Origin of the sequence: Xanthomonas hawaiiensis (genome assembly GCF_031834635.1) — a bacterium.
In the GTDB taxonomy this organism is placed as follows: Bacteria; Pseudomonadota; Gammaproteobacteria; order Xanthomonadales; family Xanthomonadaceae; genus Xanthomonas_A; species Xanthomonas_A sacchari.
The window spans coordinates 4,299,791-4,321,457 of record NZ_CP115873.1 but is presented as its reverse complement, the minus strand read 5'-3'; the positions used below and the strand labels follow the sequence as shown (position 1 = coordinate 4,321,457).

The 21,667-nt window shown below is 69.3% G+C and carries 22 protein-coding genes; 17 read left to right on the top strand and 5 right to left on the bottom strand.

What is annotated here, in order from left to right; all coding sequences use genetic code 11:
- Positions 1 to 4: 4 nt before the first annotated feature.
- Entirely contained in the window at positions 5 to 934 is a 930-nt protein-coding gene (locus PG878_RS18360; protein WP_209031582.1) for a LysR family transcriptional regulator, read from the bottom strand.
- A gap of 144 nt (positions 935 to 1,078) precedes the next feature.
- Here PG878_RS18360 and PG878_RS18355 point away from each other — a divergent pair, with 144 nt between their 5' ends.
- The 6 genes from PG878_RS18355 to salA all read left to right on the top strand — a co-directional run bounded on the left by PG878_RS18355 (position 1,079) and on the right by salA (position 6,973).
- A complete protein-coding gene (locus PG878_RS18355; protein WP_209031583.1) occupies positions 1,079 to 2,263 on the top strand; it encodes a muconate/chloromuconate family cycloisomerase in 1,185 nt (394 codons plus the stop codon).
- A gap of 2 nt (positions 2,264 to 2,265) precedes the next feature.
- The gene (catC, locus tag PG878_RS18350; RefSeq protein ID WP_209031584.1) at positions 2,266 to 2,556 is read left to right on the top strand and encodes a muconolactone Delta-isomerase; all 291 of its coding nucleotides are present in this window, start codon (positions 2,266 to 2,268) and stop codon (positions 2,554 to 2,556) included.
- 75 nt (positions 2,557 to 2,631) lie between these two features.
- Positions 2,632 to 3,570 carry a catechol 1,2-dioxygenase gene (gene catA, locus PG878_RS18345; protein ID WP_209031585.1) on the top strand — a complete coding sequence of 313 codons (939 nt, stop codon included), beginning with the start codon at positions 2,632 to 2,634 and terminating at the stop codon, positions 3,568 to 3,570.
- Between the two features lie 161 nt (positions 3,571 to 3,731).
- Positions 3,732 to 4,925 (top strand): OmpP1/FadL family transporter, encoded by a 1,194-nt coding sequence (locus PG878_RS18340; protein WP_209031586.1) that lies wholly within the window; start codon positions 3,732 to 3,734, stop codon positions 4,923 to 4,925.
- 19 nt (positions 4,926 to 4,944) lie between these two features.
- Positions 4,945 to 5,664 carry an alpha/beta fold hydrolase gene (locus PG878_RS18335; RefSeq protein WP_209031587.1) on the top strand — a complete coding sequence of 240 codons (720 nt, stop codon included), beginning with the start codon at positions 4,945 to 4,947 and terminating at the stop codon, positions 5,662 to 5,664.
- A gap of 22 nt (positions 5,665 to 5,686) precedes the next feature.
- Positions 5,687 to 6,973 carry a salicylate 1-monooxygenase gene (gene salA / locus PG878_RS18330; protein ID WP_209031588.1) on the top strand — a complete coding sequence of 429 codons (1,287 nt, stop codon included), beginning with the start codon at positions 5,687 to 5,689 and terminating at the stop codon, positions 6,971 to 6,973.
- Between the two features lie 372 nt (positions 6,974 to 7,345).
- Here salA and PG878_RS18325 read toward each other — a convergent pair whose 3' ends face one another.
- A complete protein-coding gene (locus PG878_RS18325; protein WP_010343276.1) occupies positions 7,346 to 7,828 on the bottom strand; it encodes a YajQ family cyclic di-GMP-binding protein in 483 nt (160 codons plus the stop codon).
- Positions 7,829 to 8,201: 373 nt separating this feature from the next.
- Between PG878_RS18325 and PG878_RS18320 the strand changes: the two genes are divergently transcribed.
- The 5 genes from PG878_RS18320 to PG878_RS18300 all read left to right on the top strand — a co-directional run bounded on the left by PG878_RS18320 (position 8,202) and on the right by PG878_RS18300 (position 12,453).
- A complete protein-coding gene (locus tag PG878_RS18320) occupies positions 8,202 to 9,098 on the top strand; it encodes a DMT family transporter (RefSeq protein WP_209031589.1) in 897 nt (298 codons plus the stop codon).
- Positions 9,099 to 9,195: 97 nt separating this feature from the next.
- On the top strand, positions 9,196 to 10,203 hold the full coding sequence (locus PG878_RS18315; protein ID WP_209031590.1) for a methionine ABC transporter ATP-binding protein: 1,008 nt from the start codon (positions 9,196 to 9,198) through the stop codon (positions 10,201 to 10,203).
- Entirely contained in the window at positions 10,200 to 10,895 is a 696-nt protein-coding gene (locus PG878_RS18310) for a methionine ABC transporter permease (RefSeq protein ID WP_010343279.1), read from the top strand. The genes PG878_RS18315 and PG878_RS18310 overlap by 4 nt, the downstream gene beginning before the upstream one ends.
- 177 nt (positions 10,896 to 11,072) lie before the next feature.
- Positions 11,073 to 11,876, top strand: coding sequence for a MetQ/NlpA family ABC transporter substrate-binding protein (locus PG878_RS18305; protein WP_209031591.1), 804 nt, complete (start codon positions 11,073 to 11,075; stop codon positions 11,874 to 11,876).
- Between the two features lie 13 nt (positions 11,877 to 11,889).
- A complete protein-coding gene (locus PG878_RS18300; RefSeq protein ID WP_209031592.1) occupies positions 11,890 to 12,453 on the top strand; it encodes a DUF1453 domain-containing protein in 564 nt (187 codons plus the stop codon).
- Between the two features lie 122 nt (positions 12,454 to 12,575).
- Here the strand turns inward: PG878_RS18300 and PG878_RS18295 are convergent, their stop codons facing one another.
- The gene (locus PG878_RS18295; protein ID WP_010343282.1) at positions 12,576 to 13,205 is read right to left on the bottom strand and encodes an OmpW/AlkL family protein; all 630 of its coding nucleotides are present in this window, start codon (positions 13,203 to 13,205) and stop codon (positions 12,576 to 12,578) included.
- Between the two features lie 182 nt (positions 13,206 to 13,387).
- On the opposite strand from PG878_RS18295, the gene PG878_RS18290 reads away from it, so the two are divergent.
- Positions 13,388 to 13,924, top strand: coding sequence for a DNA-deoxyinosine glycosylase (locus tag PG878_RS18290; protein WP_209031593.1), 537 nt, complete (start codon positions 13,388 to 13,390; stop codon positions 13,922 to 13,924).
- Positions 13,925 to 14,087: 163 nt separating this feature from the next.
- Here the strand turns inward: PG878_RS18290 and PG878_RS18285 are convergent, their stop codons facing one another.
- The gene (locus tag PG878_RS18285; protein WP_209031594.1) at positions 14,088 to 14,831 is read right to left on the bottom strand and encodes a hypothetical protein; all 744 of its coding nucleotides are present in this window, start codon (positions 14,829 to 14,831) and stop codon (positions 14,088 to 14,090) included.
- 220 nt (positions 14,832 to 15,051) lie between these two features.
- On the opposite strand from PG878_RS18285, the gene aceF reads away from it, so the two are divergent.
- The 3 genes from aceF to PG878_RS18270 all read left to right on the top strand — a co-directional run bounded on the left by aceF (position 15,052) and on the right by PG878_RS18270 (position 19,089).
- The gene (aceF, locus tag PG878_RS18280; protein ID WP_209031595.1) at positions 15,052 to 16,806 is read left to right on the top strand and encodes a dihydrolipoyllysine-residue acetyltransferase; all 1,755 of its coding nucleotides are present in this window, start codon (positions 15,052 to 15,054) and stop codon (positions 16,804 to 16,806) included.
- A 132-nt stretch (positions 16,807 to 16,938) separates the two neighbouring features.
- Entirely contained in the window at positions 16,939 to 18,738 is a 1,800-nt protein-coding gene (gene lpdA / locus PG878_RS18275) for a dihydrolipoyl dehydrogenase (protein ID WP_209031596.1), read from the top strand.
- Between the two features lie 63 nt (positions 18,739 to 18,801).
- Positions 18,802 to 19,089 carry a hypothetical protein gene (locus PG878_RS18270; RefSeq protein ID WP_209031597.1) on the top strand — a complete coding sequence of 96 codons (288 nt, stop codon included), beginning with the start codon at positions 18,802 to 18,804 and terminating at the stop codon, positions 19,087 to 19,089.
- Between the two features lie 104 nt (positions 19,090 to 19,193).
- On the opposite strand, the gene PG878_RS18265 is transcribed toward PG878_RS18270, so the two are convergent.
- Positions 19,194 to 20,006, bottom strand: coding sequence for a porin family protein (locus PG878_RS18265; RefSeq protein ID WP_209031598.1), 813 nt, complete (start codon positions 20,004 to 20,006; stop codon positions 19,194 to 19,196).
- Positions 20,007 to 20,453: 447 nt separating this feature from the next.
- On the opposite strand from PG878_RS18265, the gene PG878_RS18260 reads away from it, so the two are divergent.
- Both PG878_RS18260 and atpB read left to right on the top strand, forming a co-directional pair.
- Positions 20,454 to 20,819, top strand: a complete 366-nt coding sequence (locus PG878_RS18260) for an ATP synthase subunit I (protein ID WP_029561756.1) — start codon at positions 20,454 to 20,456, stop codon at positions 20,817 to 20,819.
- A gap of 26 nt (positions 20,820 to 20,845) precedes the next feature.
- Positions 20,846 to 21,640: a F0F1 ATP synthase subunit A gene (gene atpB / locus PG878_RS18255; protein WP_209031599.1), complete on the top strand. Its 795-nt coding sequence runs from the start codon at positions 20,846 to 20,848 to the stop codon at positions 21,638 to 21,640.
- The last annotated feature ends 27 nt before the right edge of the window (positions 21,641 to 21,667 follow it).

The following is a 21,667-nucleotide window of genomic DNA, read 5'->3' as shown; positions in this document are numbered from 1 at the left end:
TGGCTTAAGGAAGATGGAGGCGATTGTAGGCGGTGTCCAGCCACGCCGGCGTTTCGGTGTACATCTCGCGGATCAGCCGCTGGATCAGCGGCAGCAGGTCGGAGCTGTCGTTGCGGCGATGGCTGAGGATGATCGGCGAGGTCGCGCGTTCGTCGTCGAGCAGGCGGTAGTGCAGGTCGCGGCGCAGCACCCGCACCGAGGCGGGGATGACGCACAGGCCCATCTCGGCGGCGACCAGGCCGAGCGCGGTCTGCAGCTCACGTACTTCCTGCACCGCCAGCGGACGGATGCCGCGGTCGCGCAGCAGCGACAGCACCTGGTCGGCGAAGCTCGGCCGCGGCTGGCTGGGGTAGACGATCAGGCGCTGCGCGGTCAGCGCGTCCGGCGCCAGCGGCGCGTCGGAGGCGGCCAGCGGGTGGTCCATCGGCAGCGCGACCACCAGGCGTTCCTCGCGCAGCACCAGGCGCTCGACCGCATCGTCGTCGTGGCGGATGCGGCCCACGCCAAGATCGATGCGGCCGGTCTTCAGCGCCTCGATCTGCTCGCCCGACATCAACTCCAGCAGGCGGATGTCCAGATCCGGGCGCTGCTGGCGCAGCCGCCGCACCAGCGTCGGCAGGCCGCCGTAGAGCGCGGAGGCGACGAAGCCGATCGCGAACACCCGCTGCTCGCTGCGGCCGAGCCGGCGCGCGGCGTCCTGCATCTGCTCGACCCGGCCCAGCACCTGCAGCGCTTCCTCGTAGAACAGCTTGCCGGCGTCGGTCAGTCGCAGCGGGCGGCTGCTGCGCACGATCAGCCGCGTGCCCAGTTGTTCCTCCAACTGCTGGATCTGCCGGCTCAGCGGCGGCTGCGCGATGTGCAGCAGCTCGGCGGCGCGGGTGAAGTTGCGTTCGCGGGCGACGGCGACGAAGTAGCGGAGTTGGCGCAGGTCCATCGGGAGTTCGTGCTCGTTCGGAGTATGTTGCGCCGCAATAAAAGCAGGAATGAAGCGGTTCGCGCAGATAAAATACCAAAAAGGTATGGGGCGAGACCGACAGAGTCTTGGACGTGGCCGCGCCGCCGGCGCAGTGTGGCCCACATGGACCCGTTGCCCACCCCCGCCCGCCGCACCGCCGCCGCCGTCGAGCGCGTCGAGACCTTGCTGCTCGACCTGCCGACCATCCGCCCGCACCGCCTGTCGGTGGCGACGATGCAGGGGCAGACCCTGATGCTGGTGCGCCTGCACTGCTCCGATGGCGTGGTCGGCGTGGGCGAAGGCACCACCATCGGCGGCCTGGCCTATGGCGCGGAAAGCCCGGAAGGCATGAAGCTGGCGATCGACCGCTACCTGGCGCCGCTGCTGGTCGGCGCCGACGCTACCGCCGTGCAGGCGCTGATGCAGCGCATCGGCAAGCAGGTCAAGGGCAATCATTTCGCCAAGTGTGCGGTGGAAACCGCGCTGCTGGACGCGCAGGGCAAGCGCGTCGGGCTGCCGCTGAGCGAGTTGCTGGGCGGGCGCCTGCGCGAGCGCCTGCCGGTGGCCTGGACCCTGGCCTCCGGCGATACCGCGCGCGACATCGCCGAGGCCGAGCAACTGCTGGACCTGCGCCGCCACCAGGTATTCAAGCTGAAGATCGGCGCGCGGTCGCCGGCCGAGGACATCGCCCACGTGGCCGCGATCAAGCGTGCGCTGGGCGCGCGCGGCGCGGTACGGGTCGACGTCAACATGGCCTGGAGCGAGGCCGAGGCGGTACGCGCGCTGCCGGCGCTGGCCGATGCCGGCTGCGAGCTGGTCGAGCAGCCGGTGGCCTCGCGCGAGGCGATGCAGCGGCTGATGCAGCGCTTCCCGCTGGCGTTGATGGCCGACGAGATCCTGGCCGGGCCGGAGAGCGCGTTCCTGGCCGCGCGGGCGCCGGCGGCCGACGTGTTCGCGGTGAAGATCGAGCCGTCCGGCGGGCCGATCGCCGCGCAGAAGGTCGCCGCCATCGCCGAGGCGGCCGGCATCGGCCTGTACGGCGGCACCATGCTGGAAGGGCCGATCGGCACCATCGCCTCGGCGCAGGTGTTCGCCACCTTCCCGCAACTGCAGTGGGGCACCGAACTGTTCGGGCCGCTGCTGCTCACCGAGCACCTGCTGACCGAGCCGCTGCGCTACGCCGATTTCCATCTGCACCTGCCCACCGGCCCCGGCCTGGGCATCGCGCTGGACGAGGCGCAGGTGCAGGCCTTCCGCCGCGATCGCGGCCGCAGCGTGGTGGCGATCAGCGCCGCCGCGGAGGACTGACCATGCTGTTCCACGTGACCATGGACGTAAATCTTCCCGCCGACATGCCGCCGGAGCGCGCCGAGCAGCTCAAGCGCGAGGAGAAGGCGCGCTTCCAGGAATTGCAGCACGACGGGCGTTGGCGGCACATCTGGCGGGTGGTCGGGCAGTACGCCAACGTCAGCATCTTCGACGTGGCCGACAACGCCGAACTGCACGCGCTGCTGCTGTCGCTGCCGCTGTTCCCCTACATGCGCATCGCGGTCACCCCGCTGTGCCGGCATCCCTCGTCGCTGTACGAGGACGATCGCTAGTTCCGCTGCGCACGCCCCTCGGGAGGGGACGTGTCTCGGCCGCCATCGCCACCACGAGAAAGGAAGGGCATCACCATGAGCGTCAAGATCTTCGCCACCCCCGATGTGCAGGCGTTCCTGCGCCAGGTCAGCGGGCTGGACATGCCGGGCGGTGCGCCGCGGGTGAAGCAGATCGTGCACCGCGTGCTCTCGGATCTGTTCCGCAGCATCGACGAGTTGGAGATCACCCCCGACGAATACTGGGCGGCGATCGCGTGGCTCAACGACCTCGGCGCGGCCGGGCAGGCCGGCCTGATCTCGCCCGGGCTGGGCCTGGACCACTTCCTGGACCTGCGCCTGGACGCCATCGACGCGGCACTGGGCATCGACAATCCCACCCCACGCACCATCGAAGGACCGCTGTACGTGGCCGGCGCGCCGGTGGCGCACGGCTTCGCCCGGCTCGACGACGGCAGCGACGAAGATGGCCACACCCTGGTCATGCACGGCACCGTCTACGGTGCCGACGGCCGCCCGCTGCCCGGCGCCAGCGTCGAGGTCTGGCACTGCGACACGCGCGGCTTCTATTCGCACTTCGATCCCACCGGCAAGCAGGCGCCGTTCAACATGCGCCGCACCATCCTCGCCGACGGCAACGGCCAGTACCGCTTCCGCAGCATCGTGCCCAAGGGCTACGGCGTGCCGCCGGGCAGCCCGACCGAACGCCTGCTGTTCGCGCTCGGCCGGCATGGCCAGCGGCCGGCGCACATCCACTTCTTCATCGGCGCCGACGGCCACCGCAAGCTGACCACGCAGATCAACATCGCCGGCGACCCACTGGTCGACGACGACTTCGCCTACGCCACCCGCGACGGGCTGGTGCCGGCGATCGTGGAGCACAGCGACCCGGCCAGCATCGCCGCCAACGGCGTGGACGGTCCGTTCGCCGAAATCGCCTTCGATTTCCACCTGACCCCGCTGGTCGACGGCGTCGATAACCAGGCCAATCCGGCGCGCCGTCGCGTGGCCGCCTAGTCAATCGCGCAGCGCGGCCAGGTTGCGGCCGCGTCGCGCATCCAACGCCGTCTTCCGTTCCTGGCACCCGCTGCCGCCGCTGTTTCCGGTGGCGGTACGGACCCCTGCGCGCCGCCGCCGGCGGCCGCATCCACGCATCGGCTCGGAGGGAGGGCCCGATCATGCAGCAGTCCAAGCAGTATCCGCGCCACACGGCGCAGTGGCCGCGCCCGCGACGGTTGAGCACGGTGATGTGGGCCATGGCAGCGCTGTCCGGCACTGCCGCCGCCAACAACGGCGTCGCCTTGCCCGGCTACGGCGCGCAGACCCAGGGCCTGGCCGGCACCTCGATCGCCTTGCCGCTGGATGCGGCGGCGTCGGCCAACAACCCGGCCGGCATGGGCGCGGTCGGCGACCGCGTCGATGCCGACCTCACCCTGATCTCGGCCCCGGTGCGCAGCCAGGTCGGCACGACGCGCTACAAGGACGATGCGCTGATCCCGGTGCCGACCGCCGGCTACAACCGCCAGCTCGACGACGACCTGAGCCTGGGCGTGTCGGTGTTCGGCCATGGCGTGGCGCTCGACTATGGCGCCCCGGTCTACGGCAGCCACGACACGCTGTCCAAGCTGCAGCAGGTAGTGCTGGCGCCGACCCTGGCCTGGCGCGTGGGCGAACACCAGTACCTGGGTCTCTCGCCGCGGTTGGCCTACCAGCGCCTGCACATCGCCGGCCTGGAGGGGATCGGCTTCCAGTCCGCCGGTGCCGACTCTGCGTACGGCTATGGCGTGGCGCTGGGCTGGTACGGCCAGTTGGCGCCGGGGTTGAACGCCGGCATCACCTGGTCCAGTCGCATCCGCTTCGGCCGCCTGCAGCGCTACCGCGGACTGCTGCCGGATGGCCGCCTGGATCTGCCGCAGCAGGCCGGTGCCGGCCTGGCCTGGCAGCCCACCGCGGCACTGACCCTGGCCGCCGACTGGCTGTGGATCGACTGGTCCGGCGAGCGCGCCTATGGCAATCGCATCGACCAGGGCGGGCCGCTCGGCGATGCGGACGGCTCCGGCTTCGGCTGGCGCAGCCAGCGCATCGTCCGCCTCGGCGCCGACTATCGCCTCAACGACGCCTGGTCGCTGCGGCTTGGCTACTCGCGCGCCAGCCAGCTCATTCCCGACAGCCAGGCGCAGCTCGCGGTGCTGGCGCCGCTGGCGCAGTACCGGCACTACGCGCTGGGCGCGACCTGGCGGCTGTCGCCGCAGCTGTCGCTGACCGGCAGCGTCACCCACGCGCCGGGCGGCGCGGTCGCCAGTGGCGGGGTGCAGGCCGGCACCCGCGACCTGACGTATCTCGATTTCGGCCTCGGCTGGACCTTCCGCTGAGCCACACGGAGACGATCCCATGCAAACCTATCTGTTGCTGCACGGTTCCTGGCACGACGGCCACGCCTGGGACGGCGTCGCCGCCCATCTGCGCGCGCACGGGGTGCAGGTGCATGCGCCGACCATCGCCGGGCATGGCGCCGGCGCCGACAAGCGCGTCTCGCACGCCGACTGCGTGGCCTCGGTGGTGGACTACGTGCGCCGCCACGACCTGCGCGACCTGGTGGTGCTCGGCCACAGCTGGGGCGGCAGCATCGTGCAGCGCCTGGCCGAGGAAGAACCCGAGCGCTGCAAGCGCCTGGTGTTCCACAACGCCTTCGTGCTGCGCGACGGCGAGGCGTTGTTCGACCTGTTGCCGCCGCACTACCAGGGATTGTGGAAGAACGCGGTCGATGCCAACGGCGGCATCATGTTGCCGTTCCCGATCTGGCGCGATGGCTTCATCGGCGACGTCGATCTGGCGCAGGCGCAACAGGCCTACGCGCAGTTGAGCCCGACCCCGGCGCGCAGCCATTTCGATGCGGTGCCGCTCAAGCGCTTCCACGAGCTGCAGATCCCGCGCAGCTGGCTCTACGCCACCGACGACGTGGCCCTGCCGCCGGGCGAATACGGCTGGCATCCGCGGCTGAGCGCGCGCCTGGGCGGCTACCGCCTGGTCAGCCTGCCGGGCAGCCACGAAGTGTGTTTCAGCGCGCCCGCGCGGCTGGCCGAGAAGATCCTGCTGGCCGGCCGCGACTGACGTTCCCTACCGGAGACTCCAGATGAATCCCGTATCCCCCTTGCGCATCGGCATCGTCGGTGGCGGCATCGCCGGCGTCGGCCTGGCCCTGGGCCTGTGCCGCCATCGCCATCTCGACGTGCAACTGTTCGAATCGGCGCCGGCCTTCGGCGAGATCGGCGCCGGCGTCTCGTTCGGCCCCAACGCGGTGCGCGCGCTGGCCGGCCTGGGCATGGGCGAGCCCTATGCCGAACTCGCCGACCGCACGCCGGCACCGTGGCAGGACGTGTGGTTCGAATGGCGCCGCGGCGAGGACGCACGGCTGCTGGGGCAGACCCTGGCGCCGGGCGTCGGCCAGTCGTCGGTGCATCGGGCCGACTTCCTCGATGCGTTGGCCACGCGCCTGCCGTTCGGGCTGGCCAGGTTCGGCAAGCGCGCGGTCGCCGTGGAGCAGGACGCTGACGCGGTGCGCGTGCGTTTCGCCGACGGCAGCCAGTACGAGGGCGACGTGCTGATCGCCGCCGACGGCATCAAGTCCGCCTTGCGCGGCGAGGTGCTGCACGCGCTGGGCCACGCACCGGCGGCGCCGCGCTTCACCGGCACCTGCGCCTACCGCGCCCTGATCGACGCGGCGCGGCTACGTGCCGCTTTTGCCGCCCGCGGTGTGGACGCGCACCTGGTCGACGTGCCGCAGATGTTGCTGGGCCTGGACGCGCACATCCTCACCTTCCCGGTGAAGCAGGGCCGGTTGATCAACGTGGTCGCCTTCGTCTCCGACCGCAGCGATCCGGCGCCGCAGTGGCGCACCGGCCAGGCCTGGGTACGCGAGGCCAGTCGCCGCGAGATGCTGGAGGCGTTCGCGCACTGGGGCGAGGCGGCACGCACGCTGCTGGAGTGCATCGACACGCCCACCCATTGGGCGCTGCACGATCTGACCGAGTTGCCCGGTTACGTGCACGGGCGGCTGGCGCTGATCGGCGATGCCGCGCACGCGATGCTGCCGCACCAGGGCGCCGGCGCCGGGCAGGGCCTGGAGGACGCCTATCTGCTGGCGCAGCTGCTGGCCACGCCCGGCCTGACCCGCGGCGATCTGCCGGCCCTGCTGCAGGTCTACGAGCGCCTGCGCCTGCCGCGCGCCTGCCGCGTGCAGCGCACCTCGCGCGAGGCTGGCGAGCTGTACGAGCTGCGCGATCCGCAGGCCGGCGCCGACGATACGCGGCTGGCGCAGACGCTGGCGCAGCGCTTCGACTGGATCTGGCAGCACGATCTCGACGCGGAAGTGGCGCAGGCGCGGCGCATGCTGGCCACGGGCGTCATCGCGGGTGGCTAGACCGGGATTGCGGCGGGCGGCGTTGGGCGCACGCGGCGCGGAGACGGTGGCGCGGCGGGGTTGTGCCGTCTGGTTGCGATGCGCGGCACGTCGCTTGCGCATGCGTTGCAATGGGCAAGAGGCGTTGCGGTCGCCATGACCGGGACGCCCGCGCCTGCACAGGCCGGGTGGCGTGCGCAGGTCGCGACATGGCGTGTACGTGGTTGTGGCGCGCAGCCGTCGAAGGCGATGCAATGCGCAATCGCCTGCACTCGCACATCATCGGCGGAAACAGTGTGTGGTCCAGTGCAAGACGACCCGTCGTCAAGCGGTGGTCGTCTTGCACCCTGGCATCGGCATGGCGGTGACGCGCAAAGCGTTTGCGCCGCGGCCTCAGTCGCGGAAGTTGTCGAACTGCAGCGGCAGCTCGAAATCGCTCTTCTTCAGCAGCGCGATCGCGTCCTGCAGGTCGTCGCGCTTCTTGCCGCTGACCCGCAGCTTGTCGCCGTTGATCTGCGCTTCCACCTTCAGCTTGGCCTCCTTGAGCGTGGCGACGATCTTCTTGCCCAGCTTCTGTTCGATGCCCTGCTTGACGGTGATCTTCTGCCGCGCGCCGCCCAGGTTGGTCTCCAGGTCGCCGAATTCCAGGCAGCGCACGTCGATGCCCCGCGCCAGCAGGCGTGCGCGCAGGATGTCGGTCATCTGCTTGACCTGGAAGTCGCTCGGCGCCGATTGCGTGATGACCTGGTCGTCGAGCGCGAACTTGGCGTCCACGCCCTTGAAGTCGAAGCGCGTCGACAGCTCGCGGTTGGCCTGGTCGACGGCATTGGTCAGTTCGTGCTTGTCGACTTCGGACACGATATCGAAGGAAGGCATGGGCAAGTCCTCGGCAAAGATGCCTATCGTAAGACGTGCGGGTCGTGCATGGGGCACGCGTGTGGTTGGGGTGGGGATTGGGGATTCGCAGAGGCGTCCTGTGCCGATGCGACAGACGGGCCGCCCTCGCGCGCCGTCGTAGGAGCGGCTTCAGCCGCGACGGGGCTTTCCTGGCAGACCAGTCGCGGCTGAAGCCGCTCCTGCGAGACAGCGCGATGCGCGGAGAAAACAGGTGATGAGAGGTGTCTTGTCACTCGCGCAGAAGGCTGTGTCAGCCGATGCCGCCGGGGCTGGCGCCATGTGGGAGGACCTTCAGTCCCGACGCGATGTCCCCGGCACCACGCGCATCGCCGATCGCGGCGATAATGCGCCGATGCCCAACTCCCGTTCCAATGCCGCCGCCGCTGCGTGGATGATCGCCGCGGTCGCGTTCTTTTCGCTGATGGATGCGTCGATGAAGCAGCTCAGCACGCACTATCCGGCGCTGCAGGTCGCGGCGCTGCGCGGCGGCGCCTCGCTGCCGTTCGTGCTGGTGTGGGTGCTGGCCAGCGCCGGGCCGCGCGCGATCTGGCCGGTGCGCTGGGGCCTGCACCTGCTGCGCGGCGTGCTCGGCATCGCCATGATCGGCTGCTTCGCCTGGGCCTTGCGCAGCCTGCCGCTGTCCACCGCCTACACCATCTACTTCGTCGCACCGCTGCTGGTGGCCGCCCTGTCGGTGCCGCTGCTCGGCGAATACGTCGGCCCGCGCCGCTGGGCGGCGATCGGCGTCGGCCTGGTCGGCGTGCTGGTGGTACTGCGCCCCGGCATGGACGGGTTCGTCTCGCTGCCGGGGCTGATGGTGCTGCTGGCGGCCATCGCCTATGCGGTGGCCTCGGTGCTGGTCAGCCTGCTGGCGCGCACCGACACCTCGCAGTCGCTGGTGGTGTGGTTCCTGCTGATCATGGCGCTGGGCGCCGGCGCGCTGGCGTTGCCGGAGTGGACCCCGCTGCGCCCCGCCGACGCCGGCTGGATCGCCGGCATGGGCCTGGCCGGGGCGCTGGGGCAGGTGGCGCTGACCCAGGCGTTCCGCCGCGGCGACGCCTCGCTGGTCGCGCCGCTGGAGTACAGCGGCCTGCTGTGGGTGATTCCGTGGGACTGGCTGCTGTGGCGCAAGCTGCCCGATGCCTGGACCTGGGTGGGCGGGGCGATCATCGTCGCCAGCGGCCTGTACCTGCTGCATCGCGAGCGGGTCCGCGCGGTGGCGCATCCGCCGCCGCAGGCACGCCCTTAAGCCCCGCGATGCGCGCGTACGTTAGAATCGAATGGAATAACGCACGCCATCCTGGCCTGCTAGGCTTTGCGCCCCCCGTCGCTGCCGGTCCTGCGCGTTGATCCAGTTCGAGCGCCTGCACAAGTCCTATTCCGTCGCCGGCCAGCCGGTCGTGGCGCTGCATCCGCTCGACCTGCGCATCGAGGCCGGCGAGGTGTTCGGCATCATCGGCCATTCCGGCGCCGGCAAGTCGACCCTGATCCGGCTGATCAACCGGCTCGAGGAGCCGAGCGGCGGCCGCCTGACCATCGACGGCGAAGACGTCACCGCGCTGGACCGCGCCGGGTTGCGCACGTTGCGCCAGCGCGTGGGCATGATCTTCCAGCACTTCAACCTGCTGTCCTCACGCACGGTCGCCGGCAACGTCGCCTTCCCGCTGGAGCTGGCCGGCACGCCGCGCGCGGAGATCGACGCGCGGGTGGCCGAGCTGCTGGAGCGGGTCGGGCTGGCCGCGCACGCCGACAAGTATCCGGCGCAGCTGTCGGGCGGGCAGAAGCAGCGCGTCGGCATCGCCCGCGCCCTTACCACGCGGCCGCGGATCCTGCTGTGCGACGAGGCCACCAGCGCGCTGGATCCGCAGACCACCGCCTCGGTGCTGGCGCTGCTGGCGCAGATCAACCGCGAGCTGGGCCTGACCATCGTGCTGATCACCCACGAGATGGAAGTGATCCGCCGCGTCTGCGATCGCGTGGCGGTGCTCGATGCCGGGCACCTGGTCGAGAGCGGGCCGGTCACCGAGGTGTTCCTGCATCCGCAGCATCCGACCACCAAGCGCTTCGTCTCCGAAGCCGAGCACGTCGACGAGGGCGAGCTGTACCGCGATCTCGCCGCGGTGGACGGCCGCATCCTGCGGCTAACCTTCCTCGGCGCCGACACCTACGCGCCGCTGCTCGGGCGCATCGCCCGCGCCACTGCGGTGGACTACAACATCCTGTCCGGGCGCATCGACCGGATCAAGGACACCCCCTACGGCCAACTGACCGTGGCCCTGGTCGGCGGCGACATGGATGCGGCGCAGGCCGAATTCGTCGCGGCCGGCGTGCATGTGCAGGAACTGCGCCGATGAGTCCGTTCGCCACCGCCGCCACCGGCTTCTTCCGCAATCTCGATGCCGGCAAGTGGAGCGAGATCGGCCGCGCCACCGTCGACACGCTGCTGATGCTCGGCGGCTCGTTGCCGCTGACCCTGCTGATCGGCCTGCCGCTGGGCGTGTTGCTGTTCCTCACCGGCCCGCGCCAGACCCACCAGAAGCCGCTGCTGTACGGCGGCCTGGCGCTGGTGATCAACGTGCTGCGCTCGGTGCCCTTCATCATCCTGATGATCGCGATGATCCCGCTGACGCTATGGGCGATGGGCACCTCGCTGGGCGTGCGCGGCGCGATCCTGCCGCTGGTGGTGGGCGCGGCGCCGTTCTACGCGCGGCTGGTGGAAACGGCCCTGCGCGAAGTGGACCGCGGCGTGGTCGAGGCCAGCCTGGCGATGGGCGCGACCACCTGGCAACTGGTGACGCGGGTGCTGCTGCCGGAAGCGCGGCCGGGCCTGATCGCCGGCGCCACGGTGACCACCATCGCCCTGATCGGCTTCACCGCGATGGGCGGCGCGATCGGCTCCGGTGGCCTCGGCGACCTGGCCTACCGCGACGGCTACCAGCGCTCGCACGCCGACGTCGCCCTGGTCACGGTGGTGATCCTGTTGCTGCTGGTGCAGGCGCTGCAGATGCTCGGCGATCGTCTGGTCGCGCATTACAGCCGGCGCTGAGGTCCTGCCTGCCGCGGCAGGAGCGGCTTCAGCCGCGACCCCTGCCGGCGAGCGGTCGCGGCTGAAGCCGCTCCCACGCGCATGGATCGCCCCGCCTGCACGGCCGTCTGCTAGCGTGCACGCATCGCGGCCGCGGGTCGCGCTCCTCCACTCCCCCCGTTTCCCCGGATACCTGCCATGACCCGATTCCCGTTCCGCCTCCTGCTCGCCAGCGCCGTGCTCGCCCTCGGCGGCTGCGGCAAGTCCGATTCGGGCGCCGCCGGCGACCACCTCAGCGTCGCCGCCACCGCGGTGCCGCACGCCGAGATCCTGGAGGTGGTCAAGCCGATGCTGGAGCAACAGGGGCTGACCCTGGACGTGCGCGTGTTCAACGACTACGTGCAGCCCAACGACCAGGTGGTGCAGAAGCAGATCGACGTGAACTACTTCCAGACCGAGCCCTATCTGCAGGCCTACAACCGCGACCGCAAGAGCGACCTGGTCACCGTGGTCGGCGTGCACATCGAGCCATTCGGCGCCTATTCGCGCCGCTACAAGTCGCTGGACGCGCTGCCGCAGGGCGCCGACGTGGTGATTCCCAACGACCCCAGCAACAACAGCCGCGCGCTGATCCTGCTGGACAAGGCCGGGGTCATCAAGCTCAAGGATCCGAGCAACGCGCTGTCCACCCAGCGCGACATCGTCGCCAATCCCAAGCAGCTGAAGTTCCGCGAGCTGGATTCGGCGATGCTGCCGAGGGTGCTGGACCAGGTCGACCTGGCGCTGATCAACACCAACTACGCGCTCGATGCCGGCCTCAACCCGACCCGCGACGCGCTGGCGATCGAGAGCAAGGACTCGCCGTACGTGAACTTCCTGGTCGCGCGTTCCGACAACAAGAACGATCCGCGCGTGCAGAAGCTGGCCAAGGCGCTGACCAGCCCAGAAGTGAAGGCCTTCATCCAGCGCAAGTACCAGGGCGCGGTGCTGCCGGCGTTCTGATCGGCCTGCGCGCATGCCGCTGTTGCTGGCCATTCCGCTGGCGATCGTGATCGCGCTGGCGGTGACCGCGGTGCTGTTGCCGCTGTCGCTGCTGCAGCGCTTTCGCGTCGGTACCGCGCGGCGTCAGGCGCGCGGTTGGCTGGTCGCGTTGCAGCTGTGGTCGGCGCTGCTGTCCAGCGCGATGCTGCTGGTCTTTGCCGTGATCGCCGGGCACTGGTGGCCGGACGCCGCCATGTACGCACTGGCGGGCTGGTGCTGCGGCATGCTGCTGGGTGCGCTCGGCATCGGCATCACCCGCTTCGAACCGCTGCCGCACGGCCTGCACTACACGCCGAACCTGTGGTTGGTGCTTGGCCTGACCGCGCTGGTGGCGGTACGCATCGGCGCCGGGCTGTGGCAGGGCTGGCGCAGCCTGGTCGATGGCGCAGCCTGGCCGACCCAGGGCTGGATGAGCCACGCCAGCCTGCTGGCCGCCGCTGCGTTGCTGCTCGGTTATGCCTGCGCCTATGCATGGTTGCTGCGGCGGCGCCTGCGCCGTTTCGACCGCTACCGCGGTTTCGATCGCTCGCCGCGCTGAAGGCGAGCACGCTTGGGGACTCGCGCGATGCTGTTTTCGCTGGTCGCGCTGCAATCCAGCGCACGCACAAAAACAAACGGGCCCTTTCGGGCCCGTTTGCGCAAGCACTGGAGACGGAACGCTTAGAAGCGCGCGCCGACGCCGAAGCTGAACAGCCACGGATCCAGCTTCAGGTCTTCGCCGGTGCCTTCGCCGGCCACCTTCAGCTCCGGACGCGAGCGCATGTAGCGCGCGTCGGCACGGGCGAACCAGGTGGAGTTGATGTTCATGTCCACGCCGACGGTGCCGATGGCGCCCTTGGCGGTGTCCAGGCTGACGTGCTGGTCGGCGTTGAGGCCGGCGAGCTTCTCGTTGCTGAAGTTGGACTCGTAGTAACCGACGCCGACGAACGGACGGAACACGTTGTCCGCCTGGCCGAAGTGGTACTGGCCGCTCAGCGCGATCGGCTGCTGCTCGACGGTGCCGACCTTGCCGATGCCGTCGGCCTTGACGCGGTGGTTGAACTTGTCGGCAGCGCCCCACAGTTCGACCGCCCAGTTGTCGTCGATCAGCCAGCTGGCGCTGATGGTCGGCGCCGGGCCGCCATCGACGTCGAGGCCGGCCGCCGGCTTGGAGTGCGGGTCGAGCAGGGTCGCGCTGCCGACGACGGAGAAGTGCTTGCCGGACGCGGTATCGGCATCCTGTGCGAATGCGGCGGGCGCAAACGCAAGGGCGGACACGACAGCCAGGCTCAGGATCTGAATGGACCGCATGGGATATCTCCTCATCTTTTTCTTGTGGGGCCACGGGAGTGGGCGCGCACACCGTATCGATGAGAAGATGAATCGTTGCCGACCCTCGCCGGACCAATGCAGACGACGTTCAGCCACATGCGCTCGGCGCTTGAAATAACGAGGTTTTAAGACTTTTGGCTGTTCATCCAGATGCGTGCGACGTGACGACGCAGCCGCTGCTGCACGGCCTGCCCGCGCAGATACGCGACGATTGCCGGGTGCTGCTGCTCGGCTCCATGCCCGGTGCGGCATCGTTGCAACAGGCGCGCTACTACGCGCATCCGCGCAACCGGTTCTGGCCGCTGATGGCGACGCTGTGCGGCTTCGATCCGGCACTCGGCACCGAAGCGCGTGTGCAGGCGTTGCACGAAGCCGGCGTCGGCCTATGGGATGTCATCGGCCAGTGCCGGCGCCGCGGCAGCCTGGATGCGGCGATCGTGCGCGGCAGCGAGGTGCCCAATGCCTTGCCCGAGCGCGTCGCGCAGTTGCCGCAACTGCGCGTCATCGCCTGCAACGGCGCGGCAGCGGCGCAGGCGTTCGCGCGCTTCGTGCAGCCGCGGTTGCCGCCGCGCGATCCGCCGCTGGTGCTGTTGTCGCTGCCGTCCAGCAGTCCGGCCAATGCGGCCTTCGCCTGGCCACGCCTGCTGCAGGCGTGGTCGCCGCTGCAGCAGTGGCTGCGTGCGCCAGCGGCCCGGTGATTGAAGGGCGCCTCTAATCCCATGGACGATACTTGCGCGTAGGAGCGGCTTCAGCCGCGACGAGGCTGTCCCGAGAACGCTGTCGCGGCTGAAGCCGCCCCTGCGGGAGCTAGCGCGCTGCGTGGCGATAAGGCGACAACAGGTCGACGTTGCGCCCGATCGATCAGCGCCGCGCGCGCAGGCGCAGCCACAGGGTCTGCAGCGCCAGCACGATGGCCAGCAACAGCGCCACCCAGGCCGCAGTCTGCGCACCGGCGAGCGTGCTCTCGGCCTGTTTGACGTAGACCGCCGCCAGCGCCCACAGCGCCGCCGCCGCATAGGCGAAGTTGCCGCGCATCGCCCGGTTCATGCCCAGCAGCAGCGCCGCCGCCAGCGCGAACAGCACCATGCTCCACGGCAGCATCCGCTCGGTGGAGAGCCAGCGGTAGGCGACGATCACCTGCGCGGTGTTCAGGAACGCCGCCAGCGACAGCCAGCCGGCATGCAGCGACAGCGGCAGCCATGCCCACAGCGTCTGGCCGGACTCGGCCGACGGATCGCGCGACAGCCGCAGCGCGGCCAGCAGCATCGCGCCCAGCGCGGTCCAGATCACCGCCAGCGCCAGCAGGAAGTGCTGCTGGGAGAACACCGGCATCCATGCCGCGGTCAGCGCAAAACCCAGCGCCGCCGGCCCCCGCACCTGCGCCAGCGCGCTGCCGCGGCGACGCCGCCCGCTGAATTGCCACAGGCCGAAGGCCAGGTCGAGCAGGAAGATCACGCCCCAGATCGCGAAGGCGTAGCCGGCGGCGACGATCAGGGTGGGGTAGCGGTCGGAAATGGCGCCGTTGGTCGGGCCGAATGCGCCGCGTTGCCCGAACCAGGCGACCAGCGGCATCGCCAACGCCATCAACAGCACCAGGATCCGCATGCTCGCCCTCCGGAAATCTGCGGCGAGCCTAGCCGCGGCGCCGTGAAGGCGGCGCACCGGCAGCGGGCGAGGCGGGCACGCAACATGCGCCGGCGTACTGTCGGCCGGCAGCGCCTGCGCGCGCAGGCGATCGGGCTTTTTTGCCCGGCAAAGGTTGGCGCTGCGGCTGCGGGCCGCCACAATAGGGGTTTCCCCCTCATCAGTTGCCGGAGTTCCCCGCATGGCCGAAATCAAGGAAGCACTTGTCCCCGATATCGGTGACTACAGCGACGTCCCGGTAATCGAAGTGCTGGTGGCCGTCGGCGACACGGTGAAGAAGGACCAGAGCCTGGTCACCCTGGAATCGGACAAGGCGACGATGGAAGTGCCGTCGCCGTTCGCCGGCGTGGTCAAGGAGATCAAGGTCAAGGTCGGCGACAGCCTGTCCGAGGGCAAGGTGGTGGCGCTGATCGAAGTGGCCGAGGGCGGCGCCAGTGCCGCACCCGCCGCGCCTGCGGCCGCCAAGGCCACGCCCGCGCCGGCCCAGCAGGCCGCCGCCCCGGCCGCCGCGCCTGCGCAGAACGCGGTCAAGCCGGCCCCGGCCGCGGCCGCGCCTGCCGGCGTGGTCGAGGCGCGGGTGCCGGATATCGGCGACTACAGCGACGTGCCGGTGATCGAGGTGCTTGTCGCGGTCGGCGACACGGTCAAGAAGGACCAGGGCCTGGTCACCCTGGAGTCGGACAAGGCGACGATGGAAGTGCCCTCGTCGGTGGCCGGCGTGGTCAAGGAACTCAAGGTCAAGGTCGGCGACAGCCTGTCCGAGGGCAAGGTGGTGGCGCTGATCGAGGTGGCCGGCAGCGATGCCGACGCGCCGGCCGCAGCCGCGGTCCAGCCCAGCGCCGAGACCGGCGGCGGCGTGGAGCCGGTGCCGACCTCGTCCGCGCCGGACAAGCTGGCCCAGCGCGAGATCGCCCAGGTCCAGGCGACGGCGCCGGCCAAGGCCGCCGCGCCGTCCGCCACCCAGAGCAGCCCGCCGGTGGCGTTCGACGCCGACAGTGTGCTGCCGCAGAAGGTGCCCTACGCCAGCCCGGCGGTGCGCGTGTTCGCCCGCGAGCTGGGCGTGGACCTGTTCCAGGTCAGCGGCTCGGAACAGGGCGGCCGCATTACCAAGGACGACGTGCAGCGCTACGTCAAGGCGGCGCTGTCCGGCGCCGCGCCGGCGGCCGCCGGTGCCGCGCCCGCCGCGGGCGGCAACGGCCTGAACCTGCTGCCGTGGCCGAAGGTGGACTTCGCCAAGTTCGGCGAGGTCGAGGTCAAGCCGCTGTCGCGGATCAAGAAGATCTCCGGCGCCAACCTGGCGCGCAACTGGGCGATGATCCCGCACGTCACCCAGTTCGAGCAGGCCGACATCACCGATCTGGAAGCCCTGCGCGTGGCGTTGAACAAGGAGAACGAGAAGGCCGGCATCAAGCTGACCATGCTCGCCTTCCTGCTCAAGGCCAGCGCCGCGGCGCTGAAGCAGTTCCCCGAGTTCAACGCCTCGCTCGACGCCAGCGGCGAGAACCTGACCCTGAAGAAGTACTTCCACATCGGCTTCGCCGCCGACACCCCGAACGGGCTGGTGGTGCCGGTGATCCGCGACGTGGACAAGAAGGGCGTGGTCGAGCTGGCGCGCGAAAGCGGCGAGCTGGCCAAGAAGGCGCGCGACGGCAAGCTGGGCCCGGCCGACATGAGCGGCGGCTGCTTCTCGATCAGCTCGCTCGGCGGCATCGGCGGCACCGCCTTCACCCCGATCGTCAATGCGCCGGAAGTGGCGATCCTGGGCGTGTCCAAGTCCTCGATCCAGCCGGTCTGGAACGGCAAGGAGTTCGCGCCGAAGCTGCTGCTGCCGCTGTCGCTGAGCTACGACCACCGCGTCATCGACGGTGCCGCCGCCGCGCGCTTCACCACCTACCTGAGCCAGGTGCTGGCGGACATGCGCCGCGTGCTGCTGTAAGCCCTGTCGTCACGGCGCCGCGTCCGTCGCGGTGCCGGTTTTCCCCCACCTGCGCGCGCCGCCTGTTTGCGCGGTCGCGCCGACGAACTGCAAACGCCCAACGCCGCGGCGATGGGCCACAGGAGAAGCTGCATGGCGGTCATTGAGGTCAAGGTCCCGGATATCGGCGACTACAGCGACGTTCCGGTCATCGAGGTGCTGGTCGCCGTCGGCGATACGGTGAAGAAGGACCAGGGCCTGGTGACGCTGGAGTCGGACAAGGCCACGCTGGAAGTGCCGTCCGCGGCCGCCGGCGTGATCAAGGAGCTGAAGGTCAAGCTCGGCGACACCCTGTCCGAAGGCGCCGTGATCGCGCTGCTGGAGACCGCCGATGGCGCAGCCGCCGGCGCGCCTGCCACGGCTGCGGTCGAGGTGCCGGCCAGCAAGCCGCCGGTGGCGCCGTCGCACCGCGCGCCGGTCGAGCCGCCGGCGCCGAAGCCGGCGCTGTCCAGCGGCAAGCCCGCCGACATCGAATGCAAGATGGTGGTGCTCGGCGCCGGCCCCGGCGGCTACACCGCCGCGTTCCGCGCCGCCGACCTGGGCCTGGACACGGTGCTGATCGAGCGCTACGCCAGTCTCGGCGGCGTCTGCCTCAACGTCGGCTGCATCCCCTCCAAGGCGCTGCTGCACGCGGCCGCGGTGATCGACGAGGTCGCCCATGCCGGCGACTTCGGCGTGGACTTCGGCAAGCCCAAGATCACCCTGGACAAGCTGCGCGAGTACAAGGAAAAGGTAGTCGGCAAGCTCACCGGTGGCCTGGCCAGCATGGCCAAGCAGCGCAAGGTGCGCACCGTCACCGGCGTGGCCTCGTTCGTGTCGCCGAATGAGCTGGAGATCGTCGGCGCCGATGGCAAGACCCAGTTACTGCGCTTCGAGCACTGCATCGTCGCCGCCGGCTCGCAGGCGGTGAAGCTGCCGAACTTCCCGTGGGACGACAAGCGGGTGATGGACTCCACCGACGCGCTGGAACTGCAGGAGATTCCCAAGACCCTGCTGGTGGTCGGTGGCGGCATCATCGGCCTGGAAATGGCCACCGTGTACAGCGCGCTGGGCAGCAAGGTCACCGTGGTCGAGTTCATGGATCAGCTGATGCCGGGCGCCGACAAGGATCTGGTCAAGCCGCTGGCCGACCGCTTGAAGAAGCAGGGCGTGGAGGTCCATCTCAAGACCAAGGCGGCCGAGGTCAAGGCCGACAAGAAGGGCATCACCGTGTCCTTCGAGGCCGCCACCGCGGGCGAGACCCCGGCGCTGGCCGCCACCACCTACGACCGCGTGCTGGTCGCGGTGGGCCGCGCGCCCAACGGCAAGAAGATCGGCGCCGACAAGGCCGGCATCAACGTCACCGAGCGCGGCTTCATTCCGGTCGACCGGCAGATGCGCACCAACGTGCCGCACATCTTCGCCATCGGCGACATCGTCGGTAACCCGATGCTGGCGCACAAGGCGACCCACGAGGGCAAGCTGGCCGCGGAAGTGGCCGCCGGCGAGAAGAAGGAGTGGGTGGCGCGGGTGATCCCGTCGGTGGCCTACACCAACCCGGAAATCGCCTGGGTGGGCGTCACCGAGACCGAGGCCAAGGCCAAGGGATTGAAGGTCGGCGTGGCCAAGTTCCCGTGGGCGGCCAGCGGCCGCGCCATCGGCATCGGTCGCACCGAGGGCTTCACCAAGCTGATCTTCGACGAGGAGACGCACCGCATCATCGGCGGCGCGATCGTCGGCGTGCATGCCGGCGACCTGCTGGCCGAGATCGGTCTGGCGATCGAGATGGGCGCGGAGGCGGAGGACATCGGCCACACGATCCACGCGCATCCGACCCTGAGCGAGTCGGTCGGCATGAGCGCCGAGGTCTACGACGGCACCATCACCGACCTGTACATCCCGAAGAAGAAGTGACGCCACCCGGCGCGACCGTGCCGCTGCGTGCGGTGCGGTCGTGGCCGTGGTGAGAATCCATGCATGGAGGTCGCTGTGGGGCAGGGCACCCTATGTCCCGAACTGCAGGCGCTGCTGCAGCGCGAACTGGCCAGCGGCAACCGCATTGCCGAGCCGCCGCATCGGACCGACTGGCCGCATCCGGGCTCGGTGTTCGTGTCGCTGAAGCGCGACTTGCGCAGCGACGTGGCGTCGCTGCCGGCAGCGGTGCAGCATGCGATCTGCACCGATCCGCACTACGGCTGGCACGACGAGTGCTACTGCACGACGCACCAGCATCTGCTGGTGGCCGGGGCGACCAAGCCGCCCTGAGTCGGTCGCGTCGACGGTGTTTCATGCCTGCAAGAACACGAAAGGCCCGCACACGGCGGGCCTTTCGCTTGTAATGCGCGCTTGCAACGCGCGTTGGACGTCGATCAGAACGCGAAGGTCACGCCCGCGACCGGGCCCTTGAACTCCTGCTTCAGGCCGACGCTGGCGTTGTCGCGCTTGCGGTCCACGTCCAGCTTGAACCAGTCGTAGCCGGCGAAGATGCCGAAGTTGCGGGTGAAGCGGTACTCGACGATGGCGTTGGCGCGGCTCAGGTCGCCGTCGTAATCGCCGAAGTCGCCCCACTTGGTGTTGAGGTACTGGCCCTGGATGTTGAACAGCCAGTGCTCGCTCGGGTGCGCGGTGAAGCGCAGGCCGACCACCGGCGCGGCGCCGTCCTCGCTCTCGTCCAGGAAGGTGCCGGTGTAGACCGGGCCCAGGTCGGCGTAGGCATTGGACTGCACCTTGGCCCACTCGGCACCGATCTGCAGGCCCATGCTGAACTGCGGGTTGTCGATCACCGAGTAGTCGTACACCAGGCTGGCGACCTGGTACTTCAGTTCGCCCTTGACGAAGCTGCCCGACGGCACGGTCACGCCGCCCAGGCTGACGTCTTCGCCCAGTTCCTCGCGGCGATCCTTGTCGAACTTGAAGTAGTCGAAGATCAGGCGCTGGCGGGTGCTGAGGCGGAACACGCCGTCCACGCGCGGCTCCCATTCCTTGCCGCCGAAGTTGAAGTCCTGCGAGCCGGAAATGGCGTTGCCGTTGATCACGGCGTTGCCGCGCAGGGTGTTGTCGTTGTCCACGTTCATCGCGCCGACGCGCAGGGTGAAGCGGTCGTCGCCGTCTTCGGCGTGGGCGGGCAGGGCGTAAGCGGCGGCGAGCGCGCAGGGCAGCGCCAGGGCAAGCAGGTGTTTCATGGGGGACAAGCTCCGTCGTCTTGGGATTTTTTTGGATGAGGCGTCGATGGCAGGGCCAGCGCGTGCCGTCACTATCCTTAAATTTGCGTCCACCATTCGTGAAAGTATGGTCGCCCGAGCCGCCACGGCTGTCCCAGAACGCGCCACGAAAAAAGCCCCGGAAGGACCGGGGCTCGGTGGGGCTGCGCTGTGGGCCGACGAGGATGGGCGCAGTCCCTGTCCGATCGGACAGCGCGGCGGACAGAAAGTTCCCCCGCAAAGACGTGCTGCAACGCCGCATTCGGCGCCGGTGGCGGATGGCGGCCGTGCTATCGTCTACGGGCGGATGGGCATCCGGACGCGGTCAGGACCACTGGCGGTTGTCTCGGAAATTGTCCCATTGCTATAATTTCGCGGCTCGACGGACGCGAAGACGTCCTCAATCCACCACCAATTGCAGGATTTTCTGTGCTGAACTCCGTTGATGCGGGTCGGCGGCTGATGCTGCGCGCAGCGATTTACCCGCTGGTGGCGGTGGCCGTTTTGTCCCTGCTGTTCCTGCTGCTGGGACCGAAATACGCGATGGGCGCCGCCGCAACCGGGCTGGCGACCGTGGCAGGGGGATGGCTGGCCGCACGCACCGCGCTCAATGGCGGCGTGCAGGCGGCAGGTTCGGCGCTGGCGCGGTTGATCGTGGCCATGGTGCTGAAGTGGGTGTTGGTGTTCGCGGTGCTGGCGCTGGGCTTTGCCTGGTGGCGGTTGCCTCCTCTGGCCCTGTTGGCGGGTATCGCCGTCGGGCTGATGTTCCAGGTTCTGGCTCTGGCCAGGCGTTGATCGAATCAAGAAAAGGCTCAGGACTCATGGCGGGCGAGGCACTAACCCCTACCTCCTACATCCAGCACCACCTCAAGAACCTCACTTTCCAGGTGCAGGAAGGCGGGTTCTGGCAATTGCACGTCGACACCCTGGTGATGTCGCTGCTGATGGGCCTGCTGATGGTGTTCGGCTTCTGGCTGGCCACGCGCAAGGCCACCGCCGGCGTGCCGGGCAAGTGGCAGGCGTTCGTGGAGATCCTGCTGGAGTTCGTCGACCGCCAGGCCAAGGACACCTACCACGGCACCAGCAAGCTGGTGACCCCGATCGCGATCACCCTGTTCTTCTGGATCCTGTTGATGAACCTCATCAAGATGATCCCGGCGGATTTCATCGCCAAGCCGCTTGAACTGTTTGGCGTGCACGCGTGGAAGCCGGTGCCGACCGCCGACGTCAATGCCACCCTGGGCATGTCGATCAGCGTGTTCTTCCTGATGATCTTCTTCTCGCTGCGCTCCAAGGGCGTGGGCGGGATGACCAAGGAATTCCTCACCGCGCCGTTCGGCAAGTGGATGCTGCCGTTCAACCTGATCCTCAATATCGTCGAATGGCTGAGCAAGCCGGTGTCGCTGGCGATGCGACTGTTCGGCAACATGTTCGGCGGCGAGATCGTGTTCCTGCTGATCTGGGTGCTGGGCGGTGCCGGCATCTTCGGTGCGCTGGCCGGCGGCGCGTTCGGCTTCGGCTGGATGCTGTTCCACCTGCTGGTGATTCCGCTGCAGGCGTTCATTTTCATGATGCTGTCGATCGTGTACCTGAGCCTGGCGGAAGACAGCCACTGACGTTTCTGTTTCACGCGTTCTAAGCAA

Excerpts from the sequence above, each read along its gene's own strand:
- PG878_RS18265 (WP_209031598.1), bottom strand. The coding sequence starts at position 20,006 with ATGAAACACCTGCTTGCCCTGGCGCTGCCCTGCGCGCTCGCCGCCGCT.
- PG878_RS18300 (WP_209031592.1), top strand. The coding sequence starts at position 11,890 with ATGCCGCTGTTGCTGGCCATTCCGCTGGCGATCGTGATCGCGCTGGCG.
- catA (WP_209031585.1), top strand. The coding sequence starts at position 2,632 with ATGAGCGTCAAGATCTTCGCCACCCCCGATGTGCAGGCGTTCCTGCGC.
- PG878_RS18320 (WP_209031589.1), top strand. The coding sequence starts at position 8,202 with ATGCCCAACTCCCGTTCCAATGCCGCCGCCGCTGCGTGGATGATCGCC.
- PG878_RS18310 (WP_010343279.1), top strand. The coding sequence starts at position 10,200 with ATGAGTCCGTTCGCCACCGCCGCCACCGGCTTCTTCCGCAATCTCGAT.
- PG878_RS18335 (WP_209031587.1), top strand. The coding sequence starts at position 4,945 with ATGCAAACCTATCTGTTGCTGCACGGTTCCTGGCACGACGGCCACGCC.
- PG878_RS18340 (WP_209031586.1), top strand. The coding sequence starts at position 3,732 with ATGCAGCAGTCCAAGCAGTATCCGCGCCACACGGCGCAGTGGCCGCGC.
- atpB (WP_209031599.1), top strand. The coding sequence starts at position 20,846 with ATGGCGGGCGAGGCACTAACCCCTACCTCCTACATCCAGCACCACCTC.
- PG878_RS18360 (WP_209031582.1), bottom strand. The coding sequence starts at position 934 with ATGGACCTGCGCCAACTCCGCTACTTCGTCGCCGTCGCCCGCGAACGC.
- PG878_RS18295 (WP_010343282.1), bottom strand. The coding sequence starts at position 13,205 with ATGCGGTCCATTCAGATCCTGAGCCTGGCTGTCGTGTCCGCCCTTGCG.
- PG878_RS18305 (WP_209031591.1), top strand. The coding sequence starts at position 11,073 with ATGACCCGATTCCCGTTCCGCCTCCTGCTCGCCAGCGCCGTGCTCGCC.
- salA (WP_209031588.1), top strand. The coding sequence starts at position 5,687 with ATGAATCCCGTATCCCCCTTGCGCATCGGCATCGTCGGTGGCGGCATC.
- lpdA (WP_209031596.1), top strand. The coding sequence starts at position 16,939 with ATGGCGGTCATTGAGGTCAAGGTCCCGGATATCGGCGACTACAGCGAC.
- PG878_RS18355 (WP_209031583.1), top strand. The coding sequence starts at position 1,079 with ATGGACCCGTTGCCCACCCCCGCCCGCCGCACCGCCGCCGCCGTCGAG.
- PG878_RS18270 (WP_209031597.1), top strand. The coding sequence starts at position 18,802 with ATGGAGGTCGCTGTGGGGCAGGGCACCCTATGTCCCGAACTGCAGGCG.
- PG878_RS18325 (WP_010343276.1), bottom strand. The coding sequence starts at position 7,828 with ATGCCTTCCTTCGATATCGTGTCCGAAGTCGACAAGCACGAACTGACC.
- PG878_RS18285 (WP_209031594.1), bottom strand. The coding sequence starts at position 14,831 with ATGCGGATCCTGGTGCTGTTGATGGCGTTGGCGATGCCGCTGGTCGCC.
- catC (WP_209031584.1), top strand. The coding sequence starts at position 2,266 with ATGCTGTTCCACGTGACCATGGACGTAAATCTTCCCGCCGACATGCCG.
- aceF (WP_209031595.1), top strand. The coding sequence starts at position 15,052 with ATGGCCGAAATCAAGGAAGCACTTGTCCCCGATATCGGTGACTACAGC.